The sequence below is a fragment of the Hydrogenophaga atypica genome, assembly GCF_042665215.1.
Lineage (GTDB): Bacteria > Pseudomonadota > Gammaproteobacteria > Burkholderiales > Burkholderiaceae_C > Hydrogenophaga > Hydrogenophaga defluvii_A.
Genome location: NZ_JBHTCA010000033.1, coordinates 1 through 14,782, shown reverse-complemented (window position 1 = coordinate 14,782; position 14,782 = coordinate 1). Strand labels below are relative to the sequence as shown.

13 protein-coding genes and 1 pseudogene are annotated in these 14,782 nt (G+C 59.4%); 8 read left to right on the top strand and 6 right to left on the bottom strand.

What is annotated here, in order from left to right; all coding sequences use genetic code 11:
- Positions 1-170: 170 nt before the first annotated feature.
- The gene (locus ACFQPB_RS21620; protein WP_382227914.1) at positions 171-995 is read left to right on the top strand and encodes a hypothetical protein; all 825 of its coding nucleotides are present in this window, start codon (positions 171-173) and stop codon (positions 993-995) included.
- Positions 996-1,295: 300 nt separating this feature from the next.
- A complete protein-coding gene (locus tag ACFQPB_RS21615) occupies positions 1,296-1,979 on the top strand; it encodes a hypothetical protein (protein ID WP_382227912.1) in 684 nt (227 codons plus the stop codon).
- Between the two features lie 45 nt (positions 1,980-2,024).
- On the opposite strand, the gene ACFQPB_RS21610 is transcribed toward ACFQPB_RS21615, so the two are convergent.
- Both ACFQPB_RS21610 and ACFQPB_RS21605 read right to left on the bottom strand, forming a co-directional pair.
- Complete coding sequence (locus ACFQPB_RS21610) at positions 2,025-2,306, bottom strand: HU family DNA-binding protein (RefSeq protein WP_382227909.1); 282 nt, start codon at positions 2,304-2,306, stop codon at positions 2,025-2,027.
- Between the two features lie 228 nt (positions 2,307-2,534).
- Positions 2,535-3,497: an NUDIX hydrolase gene (locus ACFQPB_RS21605; protein ID WP_382227906.1), complete on the bottom strand. Its 963-nt coding sequence runs from the start codon at positions 3,495-3,497 to the stop codon at positions 2,535-2,537.
- Positions 3,498-3,669: 172 nt separating this feature from the next.
- Between ACFQPB_RS21605 and ACFQPB_RS21600 the strand changes: the two genes are divergently transcribed.
- Positions 3,670-4,542, top strand: a complete 873-nt coding sequence (locus ACFQPB_RS21600; RefSeq protein WP_382227903.1) for an SMP-30/gluconolactonase/LRE family protein — start codon at positions 3,670-3,672, stop codon at positions 4,540-4,542.
- 14 nt (positions 4,543-4,556) lie between these two features.
- Here the strand turns inward: ACFQPB_RS21600 and ACFQPB_RS21595 are convergent, their stop codons facing one another.
- The 3 genes from ACFQPB_RS21595 to ACFQPB_RS21585 all read right to left on the bottom strand — a co-directional run bounded on the left by ACFQPB_RS21595 (position 4,557) and on the right by ACFQPB_RS21585 (position 5,934).
- Positions 4,557-4,805 (bottom strand): hypothetical protein, encoded by a 249-nt coding sequence (locus ACFQPB_RS21595; protein ID WP_382227900.1) that lies wholly within the window; start codon positions 4,803-4,805, stop codon positions 4,557-4,559.
- Positions 4,802-5,260, bottom strand: coding sequence for a helix-turn-helix domain-containing protein (locus ACFQPB_RS21590; protein ID WP_382227897.1), 459 nt, complete (start codon positions 5,258-5,260; stop codon positions 4,802-4,804). The genes ACFQPB_RS21595 and ACFQPB_RS21590 overlap by 4 nt, the downstream gene beginning before the upstream one ends.
- Before the next feature lie 281 nt (positions 5,261-5,541).
- On the bottom strand, positions 5,542-5,934 hold the full coding sequence (locus ACFQPB_RS21585) for a VOC family protein (protein WP_382227894.1): 393 nt from the start codon (positions 5,932-5,934) through the stop codon (positions 5,542-5,544).
- 552 nt (positions 5,935-6,486) lie between these two features.
- Here ACFQPB_RS21585 and ACFQPB_RS21580 point away from each other — a divergent pair.
- Positions 6,487-7,422 carry an AbiTii domain-containing protein gene (locus ACFQPB_RS21580; protein WP_382227892.1) on the top strand — a complete coding sequence of 312 codons (936 nt, stop codon included), beginning with the start codon at positions 6,487-6,489 and terminating at the stop codon, positions 7,420-7,422.
- 229 nt (positions 7,423-7,651) lie between these two features.
- On the opposite strand, the gene ACFQPB_RS21575 is transcribed toward ACFQPB_RS21580, so the two are convergent.
- Positions 7,652-9,292, bottom strand: coding sequence for a trypsin-like peptidase domain-containing protein (locus ACFQPB_RS21575; RefSeq protein WP_382227889.1), 1,641 nt, complete (start codon positions 9,290-9,292; stop codon positions 7,652-7,654).
- 558 nt (positions 9,293-9,850) lie between these two features.
- Here ACFQPB_RS21575 and ACFQPB_RS21570 point away from each other — a divergent pair.
- The 4 genes and pseudogenes from ACFQPB_RS21570 to ACFQPB_RS21555 form a co-directional block, all read left to right on the top strand.
- Complete coding sequence (locus ACFQPB_RS21570) at positions 9,851-11,086, top strand: hypothetical protein (protein WP_382227886.1); 1,236 nt, start codon at positions 9,851-9,853, stop codon at positions 11,084-11,086.
- Positions 11,087-11,224: 138 nt separating this feature from the next.
- The gene (locus tag ACFQPB_RS21565) at positions 11,225-12,967 is read left to right on the top strand and encodes a type I restriction-modification system subunit M (RefSeq protein WP_382227883.1); all 1,743 of its coding nucleotides are present in this window, start codon (positions 11,225-11,227) and stop codon (positions 12,965-12,967) included.
- A gap of 152 nt (positions 12,968-13,119) precedes the next feature.
- A complete protein-coding gene (locus tag ACFQPB_RS21560; RefSeq protein ID WP_382227880.1) occupies positions 13,120-14,328 on the top strand; it encodes a restriction endonuclease subunit S in 1,209 nt (402 codons plus the stop codon).
- Between the two features lie 49 nt (positions 14,329-14,377).
- Positions 14,378-14,782, top strand: a pseudogene (locus tag ACFQPB_RS21555) (hypothetical protein); the annotation flags it as partial.

Here is a 14,782-nt window from a genome sequence, read left to right as displayed (position 1 = left end):
GGCGTTGCGCCTGGTGGGGGCGTTGCTCAAGACTCAACGGCGAGAGCGGTAGGGCCCGTTCCGTCTTCCTTTGCTGTTTGGTTTTAGTGAATTTTTGAGTCGTTTTTGGTCACTTATGAGCCAGTGTATATGGTACATATCACGACCCTGTGAACCACCGCTTCGTGAACATGCAACGACCCACTGACTTCTCCTTGGCAAACTCCCGGTCGGGGATCCCGCTGCTTGTCTCCTTGATGGCGGCACTTCTGCTCAGCGCCTGCATCGATTTCGGGGGAAGCCAGGCGCCGGCTCGATTGGCGGTGTCTGCCACGGCGCCCGCGCCCGCCCCTGAAGACATCGCCCGCTGGCTCATCAGTTGCATGCGTGGGCGCACCGAAGGCGGCAGCTTCGCGGACGCCGAAGAGGGGCGCGTGGCGATGGACGAAGCGCTGATGAACTGCCGGGTGTTCCTGGAGCGGTTTGATGAGGGAGAAACCGCCAGTCGCGTCGAAGGTCTGCGCGAAGACGCCAGGCACTGGCTGTCCCACTACACCCAGCTCAGTTTGCGCAAGTCAGCGCAGAGCACTGGAGGTCGCCCGATGTCTCTGGAAGAACTGTTTCCCGGTCACTCGGCGTACGCCCTCGATTTGCGACGCCAGTTCGGCCACCGCATTCACTACAGAACCGATCTGGCTCGGCATTCGGTGGCGTCTTTCAACATCGACTGCAGGAGCCGCGATGGCCGCTTGCTTCCCCTGAGCAACGTGATCCTGGCCAAGCTCGCCAGCATGAGCGCGGAGCATGCGCACCTGGAGGTTGAAGTGGACAGCCGTGGGGAGGATGTCCGGGTCACCGACGTCCTGGTGGACCGTGATGGCAGGGAAATGCACCGCACGCTCGCTTTCGAGATCGACCGCTGGGGCGAGCTCAAGGTCCGAAACGGGCGTGTTCAAGCGGTGCTCAACGCCTGCCACGGCGGCTGGGGCGAGATCTGGGTCATGCCCAACCGATAAATCGAAAGGAGAAACACTATGGCCACCTGTTACCACTGCGCCGCTCACATCGCCCCTGGTGAAGGGGTTCGCCGTGATGTCACAACCAGCCGTCAAAGTCGAACCTGGGTGTCCAGCCGACCCGGGGGCTCATATGGGGTGACTTCGGGCTTGCGCACGCTGTGCGCGTCCTGCGCGCATCAACTCGACCAATCGAAGGAGGGCAGCGGCGTTCGGGGGGCTGTTTTGTTGATCGGGTGGGCGATCAGCGCGCTCTTGGGCGTCAGGTGGGGCGTCCAAGACAAGATTGGAGGGCTGCTCATGCTCTTCCTGCTGTTTGGTGGTCCGGCCTGGATTGCTTTTGGGGTGATGGGGTGGATGCACGACAAGGATGTTCAGGCCCGCAGTCAGGCCAGTGAGCAGGCCAGTGAGCAGGGGTTTGATGCCGGCGGGGTGTCCGATCACACTCGACCCGATCCCCCTCCCTTGGCGGCGGAGGCGCCCCACGTGGGCAAAGACGCTGACAGCGATGAGTCCCTTCTGGTCGAGCCGTATCCCGGGGTGGGCGTGACCGCACGCTACGTTGCCAAGAAACTGGAGGATCTGGGCATCGCGTTGCTGCCCTGCAATGGGCATGAGCAGTCCCTGGACGGGTATCGGCGTTTGCTCAGAGAGTGGGTCAGGCGTTACCCGGTGGATGACTTCGCCGGCCTTCAGGCCTGGGGAGACCATGTGTATGGGGTGACGCTGGAGCGATTCCATGAGCAAGCCGCTCAACATCTGCAGCGACTGGGGGCCTGCCTGGAAGCTGAGGAGGTCAACCAGGACGATTGCTGGGCGGCCTTGCAGCCGCTGCTGGAGATTCTCCCGCTCAAACCAGACGAGGAGCTTGCATACCACTGGCTGCGGGCCAATGAAGTGCTGGCCCAAGTGGAATACCAGTTGGCCTCGTGGAAGAACCAACCTGACGAGACGCCAGTGGCTGCAAAGGCACAAGAGGCCTGAGAAGGAACGCCGGGCGGGCAGGGTCGCCCGGGGCGCACGGCAGTGTTACTTTTTCTTGGCCACAGCGGCCTTGAAGGTGGCACCTGGGGTGAACTTTGGCACCGTGGTGGCGGCGATCTTGAGGGCCTCACCGGTGCGGGGATTTTTTCCCTTGCGGGCGGCGCGCTTGAGGGCCTTGAAGGTGCCAAAGCCGATCAGGGTGACATCCTGCTTCTTGGCCACCGTGGTGGTGATGGTTTCCAGCAGGGTGTCCAGCACGCGGCCGGCAGCGGCCTTGGACAATTCGTTCTTGGCGGCCAGGATTTCGATCAGTTCGGTCTTGTTCATTGTGGGATCTTTGGGGGTGAAGTCGATGCACGTGGATTCGTGTGCGGCTGGGATTTTGCCGCAGATGGTCAGTCGGATCTGACGAACCCAAGGTCGCAGGCACTGTCAAATATCGTTTACATTTCCTGCCGGACGCTTGCGTCCCCCGCTTCACCTCCCTGAGCGGGTCCACGACTCCGTGGATTTCAGCCCGGCCTTGTGCCGGGTTTTTTCTTGGGTGGTGTCGATTCAGGTGTCCAACGCTTGAATGACAGCCAGATCGGGCGCCTTCAGCCTCAGCCCATTCCGCTTCGATAGCGGCACCAACATCACACACTGGCTTTCCCAGCCCATGTCAGCGGGCGAGCCGCCGATGCGTTCGGCCAGGTAGTAACGGGTGAAGGTTTGGGAACGTCTGACATCCACCAGGTGCTGCAGCAGGCGCACGTGCAGTCCTGATTCCTCGTAGGCCTCACATATCGCGGTGGCTTGCAGACTCTTGCCATCTCGACGGCCCTTGGGGAATGTGAGTTCGTAGCCACCAAATTGGTTGGTCGGAGCTACCAGCCAGATTCGACCGTCAGGCTCCTTCACGATCACACCTGCAGCAGGTGCCAAGCCTTTGGGCACCTTGAAGGTCGGCTCCGGAATTTCGCTCTCGCCCGCAAGCGCTTCCCAGCCTGCCGAGGTCGCGGGGGCATCCACCCAAGACCGAAACGGCACGCGATGCAGTGACGCCGGCAACTTGCCGCCTGGCAGCACCACAGCAATCTGCTCGGCTTGTTTCCAGGCACGCTGGGCAGATGGGGTGCTGGGCGTGCGAATGAGCACCGGCTGGCCAGCATCGTCTCGCTTGGGGTGAACTTCACCCTGTGGTTTGCGTTGCAGCTCATAGAGCACCGACCACACCTCGTGGTACAGGTCGGCCCGAGCTTGGCCCTGGCGCAGAGCCACGGCACTTTTGAAGTTGTCGTAGTTCAGGTCAGTCACCAGGCGGGCCATGGCCTGGGCCACGGCCGCTTGTGGGGCCAATGCCCGGAAGCGGTAGTCGGTGACACCGCTCTCCGAGATGGCACCCAGCTCAGGCAAGTAACGCGCCTTGAGCTGCGCCAGGTCGGCGCGGACCCGCGCCCGCACGGTCAGGGAGCCAGTCCGGACGTCCGTGGGCTTGCGCACCACACTGAAAAAACCAAAGGGAGTAATCAACCACATCGTCTGTTGCCTTTCTGTGCCGCTCGAAGGCGGGTGCAGTGCTCTCTATGGTTAGTCAGTATCGCAGCATATTCATCACATAAGAGCCTGTATATATGGTACATACCAACACACCGCGACACATGTCCCAGAGCAGGTCGCGGTCAACCTCAGGAGAACGATGGTGTGGAACATGGATTTCGAGCCGCCGCTGGTGATCGAGGCGCGGATGTTGTCGAAGATGCCCAACAAGCTCAGGCGCCGGGGGACGGATTGTTCGTTGCGGGGCGCGGCCTTTGACCGTGCGGGTAACCTGTTTCTGAGCGATACGCCTTCCGGACGGATCCTGCGGCTGAGCCGGGCAGGGCAGTGGGAACTGGTGGTCGAAACCGGCGGATCGCCACAAGGCATCGCCGTGCATCAGGATGGCTCGCTCTGGGTGGCAGATGCTCAGAGGGGTTTGTTGCGGGTGGGGCCAGGAACGGAAGCCGTCCGAGAGCTGTTGGGGCGAAGCGGCACCCAAGCCGCCCCGGGCGCCAAGGACCTGGTGTTTGACGGCCGGGGCAACTGCTATTTCACTTCGCCGGGGAACAGTGGCATGCACGATCCAACTGGCAGGGTTTTCCGGCTGGGTGTTGATGGTCGGCTGGACCTGCTGTTGTCCAATGTGCCTGGGCCCAGCGGCATCGTGCTGGATCGGGATGCCACAAAACTCTTTGTTGCCGTGGACCAGGGCAATGCGCTGTGGCAGGCCGATCTTGGGGCGGGTGGCTCCATCGGCAGCGTTTGCTTGCTGCGAAGCTTCTTTGGCGGCAGCGGACCTCAAGGGCTGGCGATGGACGCGACAAAACACTTGATCGTGGCCCATGCGGGCCTGAGCTGTTCCTTCATCGTGAACATGCTCGGAGAAATCACCCATGCGGTGCAGGCGCGGCACCTTCGCAATGTCAGCAGCGTGGCGTTTCGTCAGGGAACGGAGGAGCTGTTGTTGGTCGATTCACAGCAAGGTGCAGTCTGGACGGCCTCGATGCCAGACCGGGCGCTTCGGCTCTTCTCGCACGGGTGAGCGGGGACGGGTGATCAATCGGCGTCTTCGAGGTCTTCAATGCTCAGGCCGTACTCGGCCATCCGCGTCTGAATCTCGGTGATCATCGCTGCCCGCTCTGCCACGACGTCACGTTCTGCTTCGGCAAAGAAGGCATTGGCCTTGGCCAACAAAGACTGGAACCGGTCATCGCCCAGCGGTGTTTGTGGCACAGGCTGGGATGCCAGTGCGGGTTTGCGCCCGCCCCACCGGGTAGATGAATAGGTCTTGTATGCCTGGCTCATTCGTCCTGTGCTTGCAACTTCGCCTTCACCGCACGTTTGCCCAGTTTGAGTGCGGCAGCGATCTGTTCCTTCTGGGCTGCTCGGGGTTGCACCTTGCCCGATTCCCATTTGTAGACCGACAGGGCTGATGCGCCGATCAACCGCGCCATCTGTGCCTGGGTCAAGCCGAACTCAGCGCGGTGGGCGGCCAGTTGTTCGGCATTGAACTCAAATGGTACACCTCTGCGTTTGGCTGTGGCCGCCTTGGGTTCTGCCGTACGAGGCGCAATTGGTCGGCTCAAGCCCTTCTGCAAACCTTTGACCACACTGGTGAGGGCCTTGACCTCGCGCTTGAGGGCGGCAATTTCGGACCGGTGTGCACTGGTGAGTTTGCGCAATGCTGCGATCTCGCCCTTGAGTTCCTTGCGGGCCACACGGGCTATTTCTTGTTTGAGGGCGTCGGCGATGGTGCTCATGACGCGAGATATTACGCCGCATGGTCATTCGGAAGTGCCGTGTCGGCGACGTTGCGACCTCCCCTTGCATCTGCATTCCTCTGCGTTCACCAGGAAAAGTCACTGAATGTCAGGGGTGAGTATGGTCTTTGGGGGCTGACTGAATGGGTTGTTGCAGTGTTTGCAGTCGGACAGCCGGCGGCCACCGCGGGCTGATATCGGCCAGGAGCACCAACGAGCGGTGCATGCTCTGGTCCGCCCAGAGCTGGTGTCAAGGCAGGCGCCATTCGCTCACGCCGGGCTTACGCGGGCCGGTAGACCGCGCAGAGCTTGTTGCCATCCGGATCGCGCACATAGGCCAGGTGTATGGCGCCGGGTTTGTCCTCTCGGGGGCCAGGCGCGCCCTCGATCGAGGTCCCGCCATGCGCGATGGCCGTGTCGTGGAAGGCTTGCAGCTGCTCAGCGGATTGACACTTGAAACCGATCGTGCCGCCGTTGGCATGAGTGGCCGGCTGGCCGTCGATTGGCTGGCTGATTCCGAAGGTGCTGCCGTCGTGGCGGTAGAACAAGCGAGACTGGCCAGTCCCATTCACGTTGAGCACGCCCTCTCCCGCGCCCAGCACGCGGAGCACGGCGTCATAAAAGCGTTTGGCCCGTTCAATGTCGTTGGTGCCGACCATCACGTGGTTCAACATGTCTAGCTCTTTCGTTGAAGTGTTCTCATGGCCTGCGGTGTGCCAGTGGCGCGAGTCTACGCTGAGTGTGATCACGGTCGACCATTGATGCGACAGTCTGGCGCGCCGATATCGCAGCGCGGCCGGCCGGTGTGCAGCGGGTGCGGCCGTTCGCAGTCAACCTGTGAACTCACGGTCAGCGCTCCCAAGCCGACCGTCGGGGCGGTTGCCAGGGCTGGCCCGTGCGACCGCAATGTGAGGTGCTGCAGACGTTGCCAGCGAGTGCGTGGACGGAGACCGGCGCAACCCGGCTAATGACCTCTGTTCACTGCGTTGAACTCACGCAGCCGACCCGTTGCGGTCGTACAAGGACCGAAAGCGAAGCGTTGGCTGGGTGTCAGCAAATGCCTGGTTTCTTTGTTTACTTATACTTGTATAAAAATTAGGTATTGGCTGCCAGCCCTTTGATTTGATTTCATTTTCGGGAGATTTAAATGACCAGGATATCCCGCACTGTCCAGCTTATCCCGCAGGGTCTGCGGGATACATTACGTTAAACATAAAGGAGTCCTCGTGTCGGACCAAAGTAGATCAGAACACATTCTGGAACTAGCGCGTGAACTTCTCGACGATATTGAGCTGAGTAGAACAAGTGCCGAAAACCTTGTCCTAAAAGCATCACGCCTCGCGAGATGGGTGGGCTCAGATGAAATTCGTTACTGGCTCAAGCTCGAGATGGGCGGATATAACAGCACTAACGAGACATCTCGAAAATATATGTCCATCACCGGACGATGGACTGACATTGAAAAGAATCTTGGATATTGGGGGCCCCTTGCGCAACAGGAGGCTGCAATAGCCGCCGAGAAAGCAAAATTAGCCGCGTTAAGAACTCCGGATTCGAGTGGGGAATGGGCATCGGTTGCCATCGCCAATGTTACAAATGCGATGAACCAAACTGCGAATAACATTTCCAGGCTAAGCGCAATCAAAAGTAGAGTTCTTGCGCAACTGCACTCCTTCGTAAGCGAAGTGTATTATGAAAAGGAATTCGATAGTCTTTCTGAATCTATTTTTGAAAGATACAAGAGTGCAGTCGACACCTTAATCGCAGAAAGTTGCGGAGAAGTTCTTGAGAAAATTCCATCGGTGATGAGCAGACTCTCCGATGGTGATGAAGAATCAATTAGTCAGGCGCTAGTGACCTGCAGAAGAATAATTGAGGCTTTTGCTGACTCAATTCTCCCTCCCACAGATCAAACCATTGAAATTGGCGGAAATACTCTCAAGCTCGATGCAAGTAAGCATCAAAACAGAATCAATGCATACGTGCATCAACATATCCAAAGCCAATCACGGAAGCAAAAGATTCGACAGAATCTATCCAATCTATTTGATCGCATCTCTACTGGCGTGCACAGTGATGTGACCGCAGAAGAGGCCAATTCATTATTTCTAAATGTCTACCTATTTCTTGGTGAGATTTTGCACATTAGAAAAGATACTTAACAATTCATTCAACCGGCCCCGCCTCTGGCGGGCCGGTTAATTCCCACGTTGAACGACTACTCTCACGCCTGAACGGTGGCCGCTTCTGGCCGTGACCGGGTTTACCTGCGGCCAGCCGGAAGCTGACCTTGGCGAGCTGGGATACCTTGCCGAACGGCCGCTTCCTGCCTCCCCCCCCTACACGCACTACCGGCCAAAAGCAGCCGTTGCTGACTGCAAAATCTAACCTCTAAAAATGCTTCAGAGTCGCGATCTCTCGAATTGCAACGCAAGAGTTCATGCCGCCAGTCACTGACGCACCTTCAACTACAACACCCACGACTCGGTAATTGAGATCGAAGACTGGGCCGCCGCTATTCCCTTGCACGATTTGCTTATCAATCTCGATCCTTTCGACGCCACTAACGGCTCTGGTCCGCACCACGTCAGTCCGCATGAATGCTGGAGCCTGACTCTCTACAGATGAGGGGAAGCCCATTACGCCAAGAGTATCGCCACCTTTAACGGCTGATGACGACGGTACAAAAAACGGCAAGTCGCGGGGGATGGGCTCGAAAGGCATGGGGCGAAGAATCGCAAGATCGCGGTGCCAGTCGACATCTACTACTCGTGCGAACACTTTCTCCCCCGTCCGTCTTGTGAGAACGACTTGAGGAAAGGCTGTGCAAGACTTGAGGCTGCCGATGCAATGAGCACAGGTAATCCACACGTTGCCGCGATACCGAAATGCCGTGCCGTTTACTACATCGTAGTTCCCCATCATCGGACCGTCAGCAGTCAAGTACCACGTTGCCTTGTCCGCGTCGGCTGACGTTTTAACCTCCGGCTCAATCTTCAGCGCTTTCCCCGCGAAGCCGTCACGGCGCGCGAGCTCGTTGAACTGCCGACTGAACTTCTGATAGCTGACCCCTGATCGGCCTTCAACTGACGCTAACCAATTTAGCTTCCCAGCGAGTAGGGGCACAAACGACGGCATTTTTCCGGATGCGAAGTTACGGGTGTGCAGGAGGGGGACGGAATTCTTTTCAGCATCTGCAAGGCCGTACTTCCGCCAGACGTGTAACGCTCCTCGGATGGATTCAAGATACTTCCTTGGCACGCTCAGTCCTTCGTTTACCACGATGCCAGTGACGATCTGTCGCTTATCTCGATCCACACCGCGATTTTTCTTCGGATTGATAGTGAACCCTTGTTTTTGGACGACTTCCGTTATCAGTGGCCCTGCTTCAACAACAGCGCGATCTTCAACAAACGACACTATAAAGAGCTCATTGGGAATTTGGTTCAGAGACAGTGACGGGAACGAGAAATTCAAGTCGTCGGAGTAGCGCGTGTACCTTCCCTTGTAGCGCCGGGCAAGCTGCCGCAGGCGCCGGTCAAGTGCGAGGCAAATGAAGTTGGTTATTGGTGGGCTGGTAGGAGCGCCTTGCGGAAGAACGCCCTCATGGCAGCATAGATGGGCGAGAACGGTAGAGACGTCGTCAGGCAGATCAAACGGAGGCCCGAGAAACAAGCCCTTTACACGACCGAAGTGAATCTGGTGAAAGAAGTCCTTTAGGTCCACTCGAACCACTGACTTACGGCCAACGTGGGGGAGCGCATTTGTGATGACGCTTCTTCCGAGCACAAACCCATGTGCTGCGGAGCTCAAGTTGCCAAAGATGTCCGTCAAATCACGGGACAACTTCCGTTGATGCTCTTTCAGGCGCCTCTTTGGGGCGTCGATTTTTCTCACACCTCCTGAGCGTTTAGGGATCTCGAACGTCGTATAGCGCGGCTTGGGATATATCAATCCCTTCAACTTTTCGTAATCGGTGTAGCCAAAGTAGGCTGCAAGATCGTTGAGAGAGGCGACCGCGTTTAGGAGCATGGGATTAGTTGCCCCCTAGCTTGCATTACACGAGGACGCCAAAGAGAGCGTAAAGAGAGGACGTGGCCGCGGTCCCAAAGGACCCTTCAACCATGGCTGACCCGAATACGGGCCAGAGGATAGCTAGGGGGCGGCATCGATACTAACCCAAGTTCTTCAATATCGGGCCGGTGGGATTCGCAATTGTTCCGCGGAACCCTTGTGACCATCCGTAATCCGCTCAGGCATGTCTGCTCTGGGTCGGCTCCGACCACACGACCCGCGCGTGACCAGTCGTTCAGTTGCGGATCGAGGCCGCGGACTGTCGAACGGCCGGTCAGCGATGTGCAGCGGTCATCCGACTTGTTCACCTCCGAACGCCCGGTTTCGGACCGTGCCGCCGGTCACTCGCCAAACCTCACTGGCAGCAGACAGCCTTGACCCGCCGCTCGTGCCCTTTCACATCACGCCCAGCCTCAGAAGGCCACGAAAAACACACCGTTTATCAACTGCTTGCATCGGCCTTGCCGAGCCCCAGCTCAGCGAAATTCGGAGCTATCACGGATAGCATCGCCATCCATGCCAAATCCGACCAAGCCAACGCCCACCACCTGGGCTTTCCGCAGCCGCTTCCGCCGGGGTGCTTTTGGCTGGAGCGCCTCGCGCCTAGCAATGGAACGGATCGATGAAGCCCTGGCGGAAATCAAAGCCGTGGCGCGCCATGATCCCGCCACTGCTGCCGATGGTGCGGTCTTGCTGCTGGAGAAACTCTCCCCCGCGTTGAGCCAGGTTGACAGCTCCTCGGGCGCCCTGGGCAACGCAGCCTTTGCGGCTGTGCAGACGCTGGCACCCCTGATCGCGCAAGCACCTGTTGAGACAAGTGTGCGTGGCAAGTGGCTTGAGCGGCTGTTTGATGCGATTCAGGAGGACGATCCGCCCTACATCGAGTCCCTGGGTGACCGTTGGGGAGAGTTGTGTAGCTCAACCGAGCTGGCATCTGCATGGGCCGACAGGCTCGTGCCCTCGCTGCAAAGCGTGCTCGGTGCCCGAAAGAAGGGCACCTACGCTTTCTTCCCAGGCACCAGCCTGTGCTACAGCGCATTGTTTACCGCAGGTCGTCACGACGAGCTGATGCAGCTGTTGGACCAAGACCCTCACCCCATTTGGCCGTACCTGGTGTGGGGTGGTCGTGTGCTGGCGGCTCGCGGCCAGGTGGACGAAGCCATTGCCTATGTGCGCAACAAGGCCGGCGGCAACGTGACCGAGGCAACCATCGCCCGTTTTGCCGAAGAGCAACTGCTCAAGGTCGGCAGGCGTGCGGAAGCGTTTGAGCAACATGCGTTGTTGGCCAATGAAGCCAACTCACACTTGGCAACCTTCCGGGCCATCGCAAAAAAGTACCCTGAGCTTTCGCCCGAGAAGCTGCTGGACCATCTCGTGGCGTCCACCCCCGCTGCGCCGGGTAAGTGGTTTGCCACCGCCAAAACCCTGAAGCAGTTCGACCTGGCCATGCGTTTGGCCTGGGCGTCCCCTTGCGACCCCAAGACACTGACACGCGCCGCGTGCGATCACCTAGCCCGCCAGCCTGAGTTCGCTATGCAGTGCGCTCTCGCTGCTCTGCACTGGGCCACGCAGGGGCATGGGTACGAACTCAGCCCCTCAGACGTGATCGATGCCCACCACCTGGCCCGTGAGGCCGCCACCTCCACAGGGCAACTCGCCCACGTGGACACCACCATCCGCGACATGCTGACCCTAAACCGGCCAGCCGCTGTATGGGCTCGGCAAGCCCTGGGCGGTCGGGTAGCGCCATAAGCATGTGTATCCGGCCGCTGTGTCGTCCGGTAGACTTGTTTCTAGCAGTTTTGACAATCTCCCCGGCGAACGCCGCCCGCCTGCTGGCGTCCAGCCGGCAGAGGCCGACGTTGTGCCCATGGACCGTTCCCACCACGCATGAACCAACAAACCCTTTCCGCCTTCATCTGGTCTGTCGCCGACCTGCTGCGTGGCGACTACAAGCAGTCCGACTACGGCAAAGTCATCCTCCCCTTCACCGTGTTGCGCCGGTTGGACTGTGTGTTGGAGCCCACCAAGGCCGCCGTGCTGACCGAGCTGGCTGAAAAGACCAAGCAGGGCATCAACCCCGAGCCTTTCCTGCGCCGCAAGGCTGGAGTGAACTTCTTCAATCAGAGCCCCATGGACCTGAAGAAGCTGCTGGGTGACCCCGACTACGTGGCGCTGAACCTGACCACCTACATCCAGGGCTTCAGCCCCGAGGTGCGCGACATCTTCGAGCGGTTCGAGTTTCAGGTGCAGATCGAACGCTTGGCCAAGTCTGGGCTGCTGTATCAGGTGGCCGAAAAATTTGCCCAGATCGACCTGCACCCCGAGGTGGTCAGCAACATGCAGATGGGGCTGGTGTTCGAGGAACTGATCCGCAAGTTTGCTGAAATCAGCAACGAGACGGCTGGTGAGCACTTCACACCGCGTGAGGTCATCAAGCTCATGGTCAACCTCATCTTCATTGAGGACGACGACGTGCTGAGCAAGCCCGGCGTGGTGCGCACCATCTACGACCCCACGGCCGGCACCGGCGGCATGCTCAGCGTGGCTGGCGAATACCTTGCAGAGCACAACCCCCAGGCGCGGTTGACCGTCTTTGGCCAGGAGCTTAACCCCGAGTCCTACGCCATCTGCAAGGCCGACATGCTCATCAAAGGGCAGGACGTGGCCAACATCAGCTTTGGCAACACCCTGAGCGATGACGGTCACGCCCACAAGAAGTTCGACTACATGCTGGCCAACCCGCCCTTTGGCGTGGAGTGGAAGAAGGTCGAAAAGGAAGTGCGCAAGGAGCACGAGCAGCAGGGCTACAACGGCCGATTCGGCCCGGGCCTGCCCCGCGTGTCCGACGGCTCCATGCTGTTCCTGCTGCACCTGCTCAGCAAAATGCGCCCCGCCGCCGAGGGTGGCAGCCGCTTCGGCATCGTGCTCAACGGCTCACCGTTGTTCACGGGCGGCGCCGGCAGTGGCGAGAGCGAGATTCGCCGCTACGTGCTGGCGAACGACCTGTGCGAGGCCATCGTTGGCCTGCCCACCGACATGTTCTACAACACCGGCATCAGCACCTACATCTGGATCATCAGCAACCGCAAGCCTGCCGCCCGCAAAGGCAAGGTGCAGCTCATTGACGCCAGCGGCTACTGGCTGAAGATGCGCAAGAGCCTGGGGTCAAAGCGCAAGGAGCTGAGCGACGCCCACATTGACCGCATCACCCAGCTGTTCGGCCAGTTCGTGGAGGAACAGGAAGACGGCAAACCCATCAGCCGCATCTTCCCCAACGAGGCCTTTGGCTACACCACCATTACCGTGGAACGCCCTCTGCGCGACGAGCGTGGCCAGCCGGTACTGGGCAGCAAGGGCAAGCAAAAGGGCAAGCCACAGCCCGACAGCGCCCTGCGCGACACCGAGAACGTACCGCTGAGCGACGACGTGCAGGCCTACTTTGAGCGAGAGGTGCTGCCCCACGCGCCCGACGCCTGGATCGACCACGAGAAAACCAAGGTGGGTTACGAAATCCCGTTCAACCGCCACTTCTACGTCTTCAAGCCACCTCGCCCCCTGGCGGAAATTGACGCCGACCTTAAGCTGACCACCGATCGCATCCTTGCCATGATCCAGGGGCTGTCGGCATGAGCTTTCCGAGGTATCCAGCGTACAAGGACAGTGGCGTGGAATGGCTGGGGGAGGTGCCTTCGCATTGGACCGTAAGTGGGACTGGGCATCGTTTGCGGTCGCCTCCTTGCTACGGCGTTTTGGTCCCAGACTTTGATCCTGACGGGGTGCCCATGCTCAAGATCATGGATCTCGCCAGCGGAGTCCCCGATAGGTCTGCTTTAGCCACGATCAGTGAGAAGCTTTCCAACGAGTTCCAGCGCACCATCGTTCGGCAAGGGGATCTCGTTCTTTCGGTAGTTGGCACGATTGGGTCAGTGCTTGTGGTTCCTGAGTCTCTGGATGGTGTCAACCTGTCCAGAGCGCTCGCGCGCCTACTACCTGGTGAGGATCTAGTTCCTCAGTGGTTGGTGTGGGTTTTCTCATCAGAAAACTTCACGCGATTCGTTGACATGATCTGCGTCGGCTCCGCACAGCGTGTACTGAACATGGACGACTTACGCTCGTTTCGAGCGCCGTTCCCTCCCGTGGACGAGCAAACCGTCATCGCGACATTCCTCGACCATGAAACCGCCAAGATCGACGCGTTGGTGTCCGAGCAGGAACGGCTCATCGAACTGCTCAAGGAAAAGCGCCAGGCCGTCATCTCCCACGCCGTGACCAAGGGGCTGGCCCCGTCGGTGCCGATGAAGGACTCGGGCGTGGAGTGGCTGGGCGAAGTGCCGGCGCATTGGTCTCTCAGCTCGCTTGCCAGAATCTCTACGGACAGATGTGATGGGCCGTTTGGCTCGGGTATCAAATCAGAGCACTACACCGAAAACGGGGCACTTGTTGTGCGGCTGCAGAACATCCGAGCGGAGGGTTACCACAGGGGCGAGCCGGTTTTTCTTGACATGTCGTATTTCTTGGCTGAGTTACGTGGTCACGAAGTTGTAGCTGGTGACCTGTTGGTTGCAGGACTCGGTGATGAGAACAACTTGCTGGGGCGTGCCTGCGTTGCTCCTGAAGATCTTGGCACGGCTCTGGTCAAAGCAGATTGCTTCAGATTTCGTCTCGGCAAGGAAATCGCCGTACCTGAGTTTGTAGCCCTGCAACTCAATGCGGGGGCTGCGTACGATGCTGGCGTCTTGGCAACAGGCACCACGCGGTCTCGAATACCCCTCGGCATCATGGCCACTCGAATAGTTGCACTACCACCTTCTAAGGAGCAACTCGAAATTTCGCTGTTCCTAACGAAAGAGACCTTGGAGATCGATTCGCTCAAAGCTGAGGCAGAGAGCGTCATTGACTTGCTCAAAGAACGTAAAAGCGCCCTTATCTCCGCCGCCGTCACCGGCCAGATCGACGTGCGCGGCTGGGTACCGGCGGAAACGGCAGCCTGAAAGCCCCACGACCAGCGACAAGACACACCATCCAGGGAAGGAACACACCATGGCCTTGTACGAAATCCAGACCGACAAACTGAGCCCAGTGCCCACGACCACCTTCGTGGCCGAGGCGATCCTGGAACGCAAACACCTGCAGCGCCTGCTGCGCGCCGACACGGCGCCGCTGGGGGAAGACCTGCTGGTGCTGGCCGAGGAGTTCGGCAACTGGGAGGACAGCAACCGCCGCATCGACCTGCTGTGCCTGGATCGCGACGCCACGCTGGTGGTGGTGGAGATCAAGCGCACGGAAGACGGCGGCCACATGGAGCTGCAGGCCATTCGCTACGCGGCCATGGTGTCGAGCATGACGCTGGACCAGGCGGTGGCAGCCCACGCCAAGTACCTGGGTGGCGACCCGGCCGAGTCCGAGGTAAAGGCGCGCAACGCGGTGGCCGAGTTTCTGAACGTG

What these genes read in the sequence shown, in the direction of transcription:
- ACFQPB_RS21615 (WP_382227912.1), top strand. Translation starts at nt 1,296, where the DNA reads ATGCTCTTCCTGCTGTTTGGTGGTCCGGCCTGGATTGCTTTTGGGGTG.
- ACFQPB_RS21590 (WP_382227897.1), bottom strand. Translation starts at nt 5,260, where the DNA reads ATGAGCACCATCGCCGACGCCCTCAAACAAGAAATAGCCCGTGTGGCC.
- ACFQPB_RS21560 (WP_382227880.1), top strand. Translation starts at nt 13,120, where the DNA reads ATGCTCAAGATCATGGATCTCGCCAGCGGAGTCCCCGATAGGTCTGCT.
- ACFQPB_RS21595 (WP_382227900.1), bottom strand. Translation starts at nt 4,805, where the DNA reads ATGAGCCAGGCATACAAGACCTATTCATCTACCCGGTGGGGCGGGCGC.
- ACFQPB_RS21605 (WP_382227906.1), bottom strand. Translation starts at nt 3,497, where the DNA reads ATGTGGTTGATTACTCCCTTTGGTTTTTTCAGTGTGGTGCGCAAGCCC.
- ACFQPB_RS21565 (WP_382227883.1), top strand. Translation starts at nt 11,225, where the DNA reads ATGAACCAACAAACCCTTTCCGCCTTCATCTGGTCTGTCGCCGACCTG.
- ACFQPB_RS21575 (WP_382227889.1), bottom strand. Translation starts at nt 9,292, where the DNA reads ATGCTCCTAAACGCGGTCGCCTCTCTCAACGATCTTGCAGCCTACTTT.
- ACFQPB_RS21585 (WP_382227894.1), bottom strand. Translation starts at nt 5,934, where the DNA reads ATGTTGAACCACGTGATGGTCGGCACCAACGACATTGAACGGGCCAAA.
- ACFQPB_RS21600 (WP_382227903.1), top strand. Translation starts at nt 3,670, where the DNA reads ATGGATTTCGAGCCGCCGCTGGTGATCGAGGCGCGGATGTTGTCGAAG.
- ACFQPB_RS21610 (WP_382227909.1), bottom strand. Translation starts at nt 2,306, where the DNA reads ATGAACAAGACCGAACTGATCGAAATCCTGGCCGCCAAGAACGAATTG.
- ACFQPB_RS21620 (WP_382227914.1), top strand. Translation starts at nt 171, where the DNA reads ATGCAACGACCCACTGACTTCTCCTTGGCAAACTCCCGGTCGGGGATC.
- ACFQPB_RS21570 (WP_382227886.1), top strand. Translation starts at nt 9,851, where the DNA reads ATGCCAAATCCGACCAAGCCAACGCCCACCACCTGGGCTTTCCGCAGC.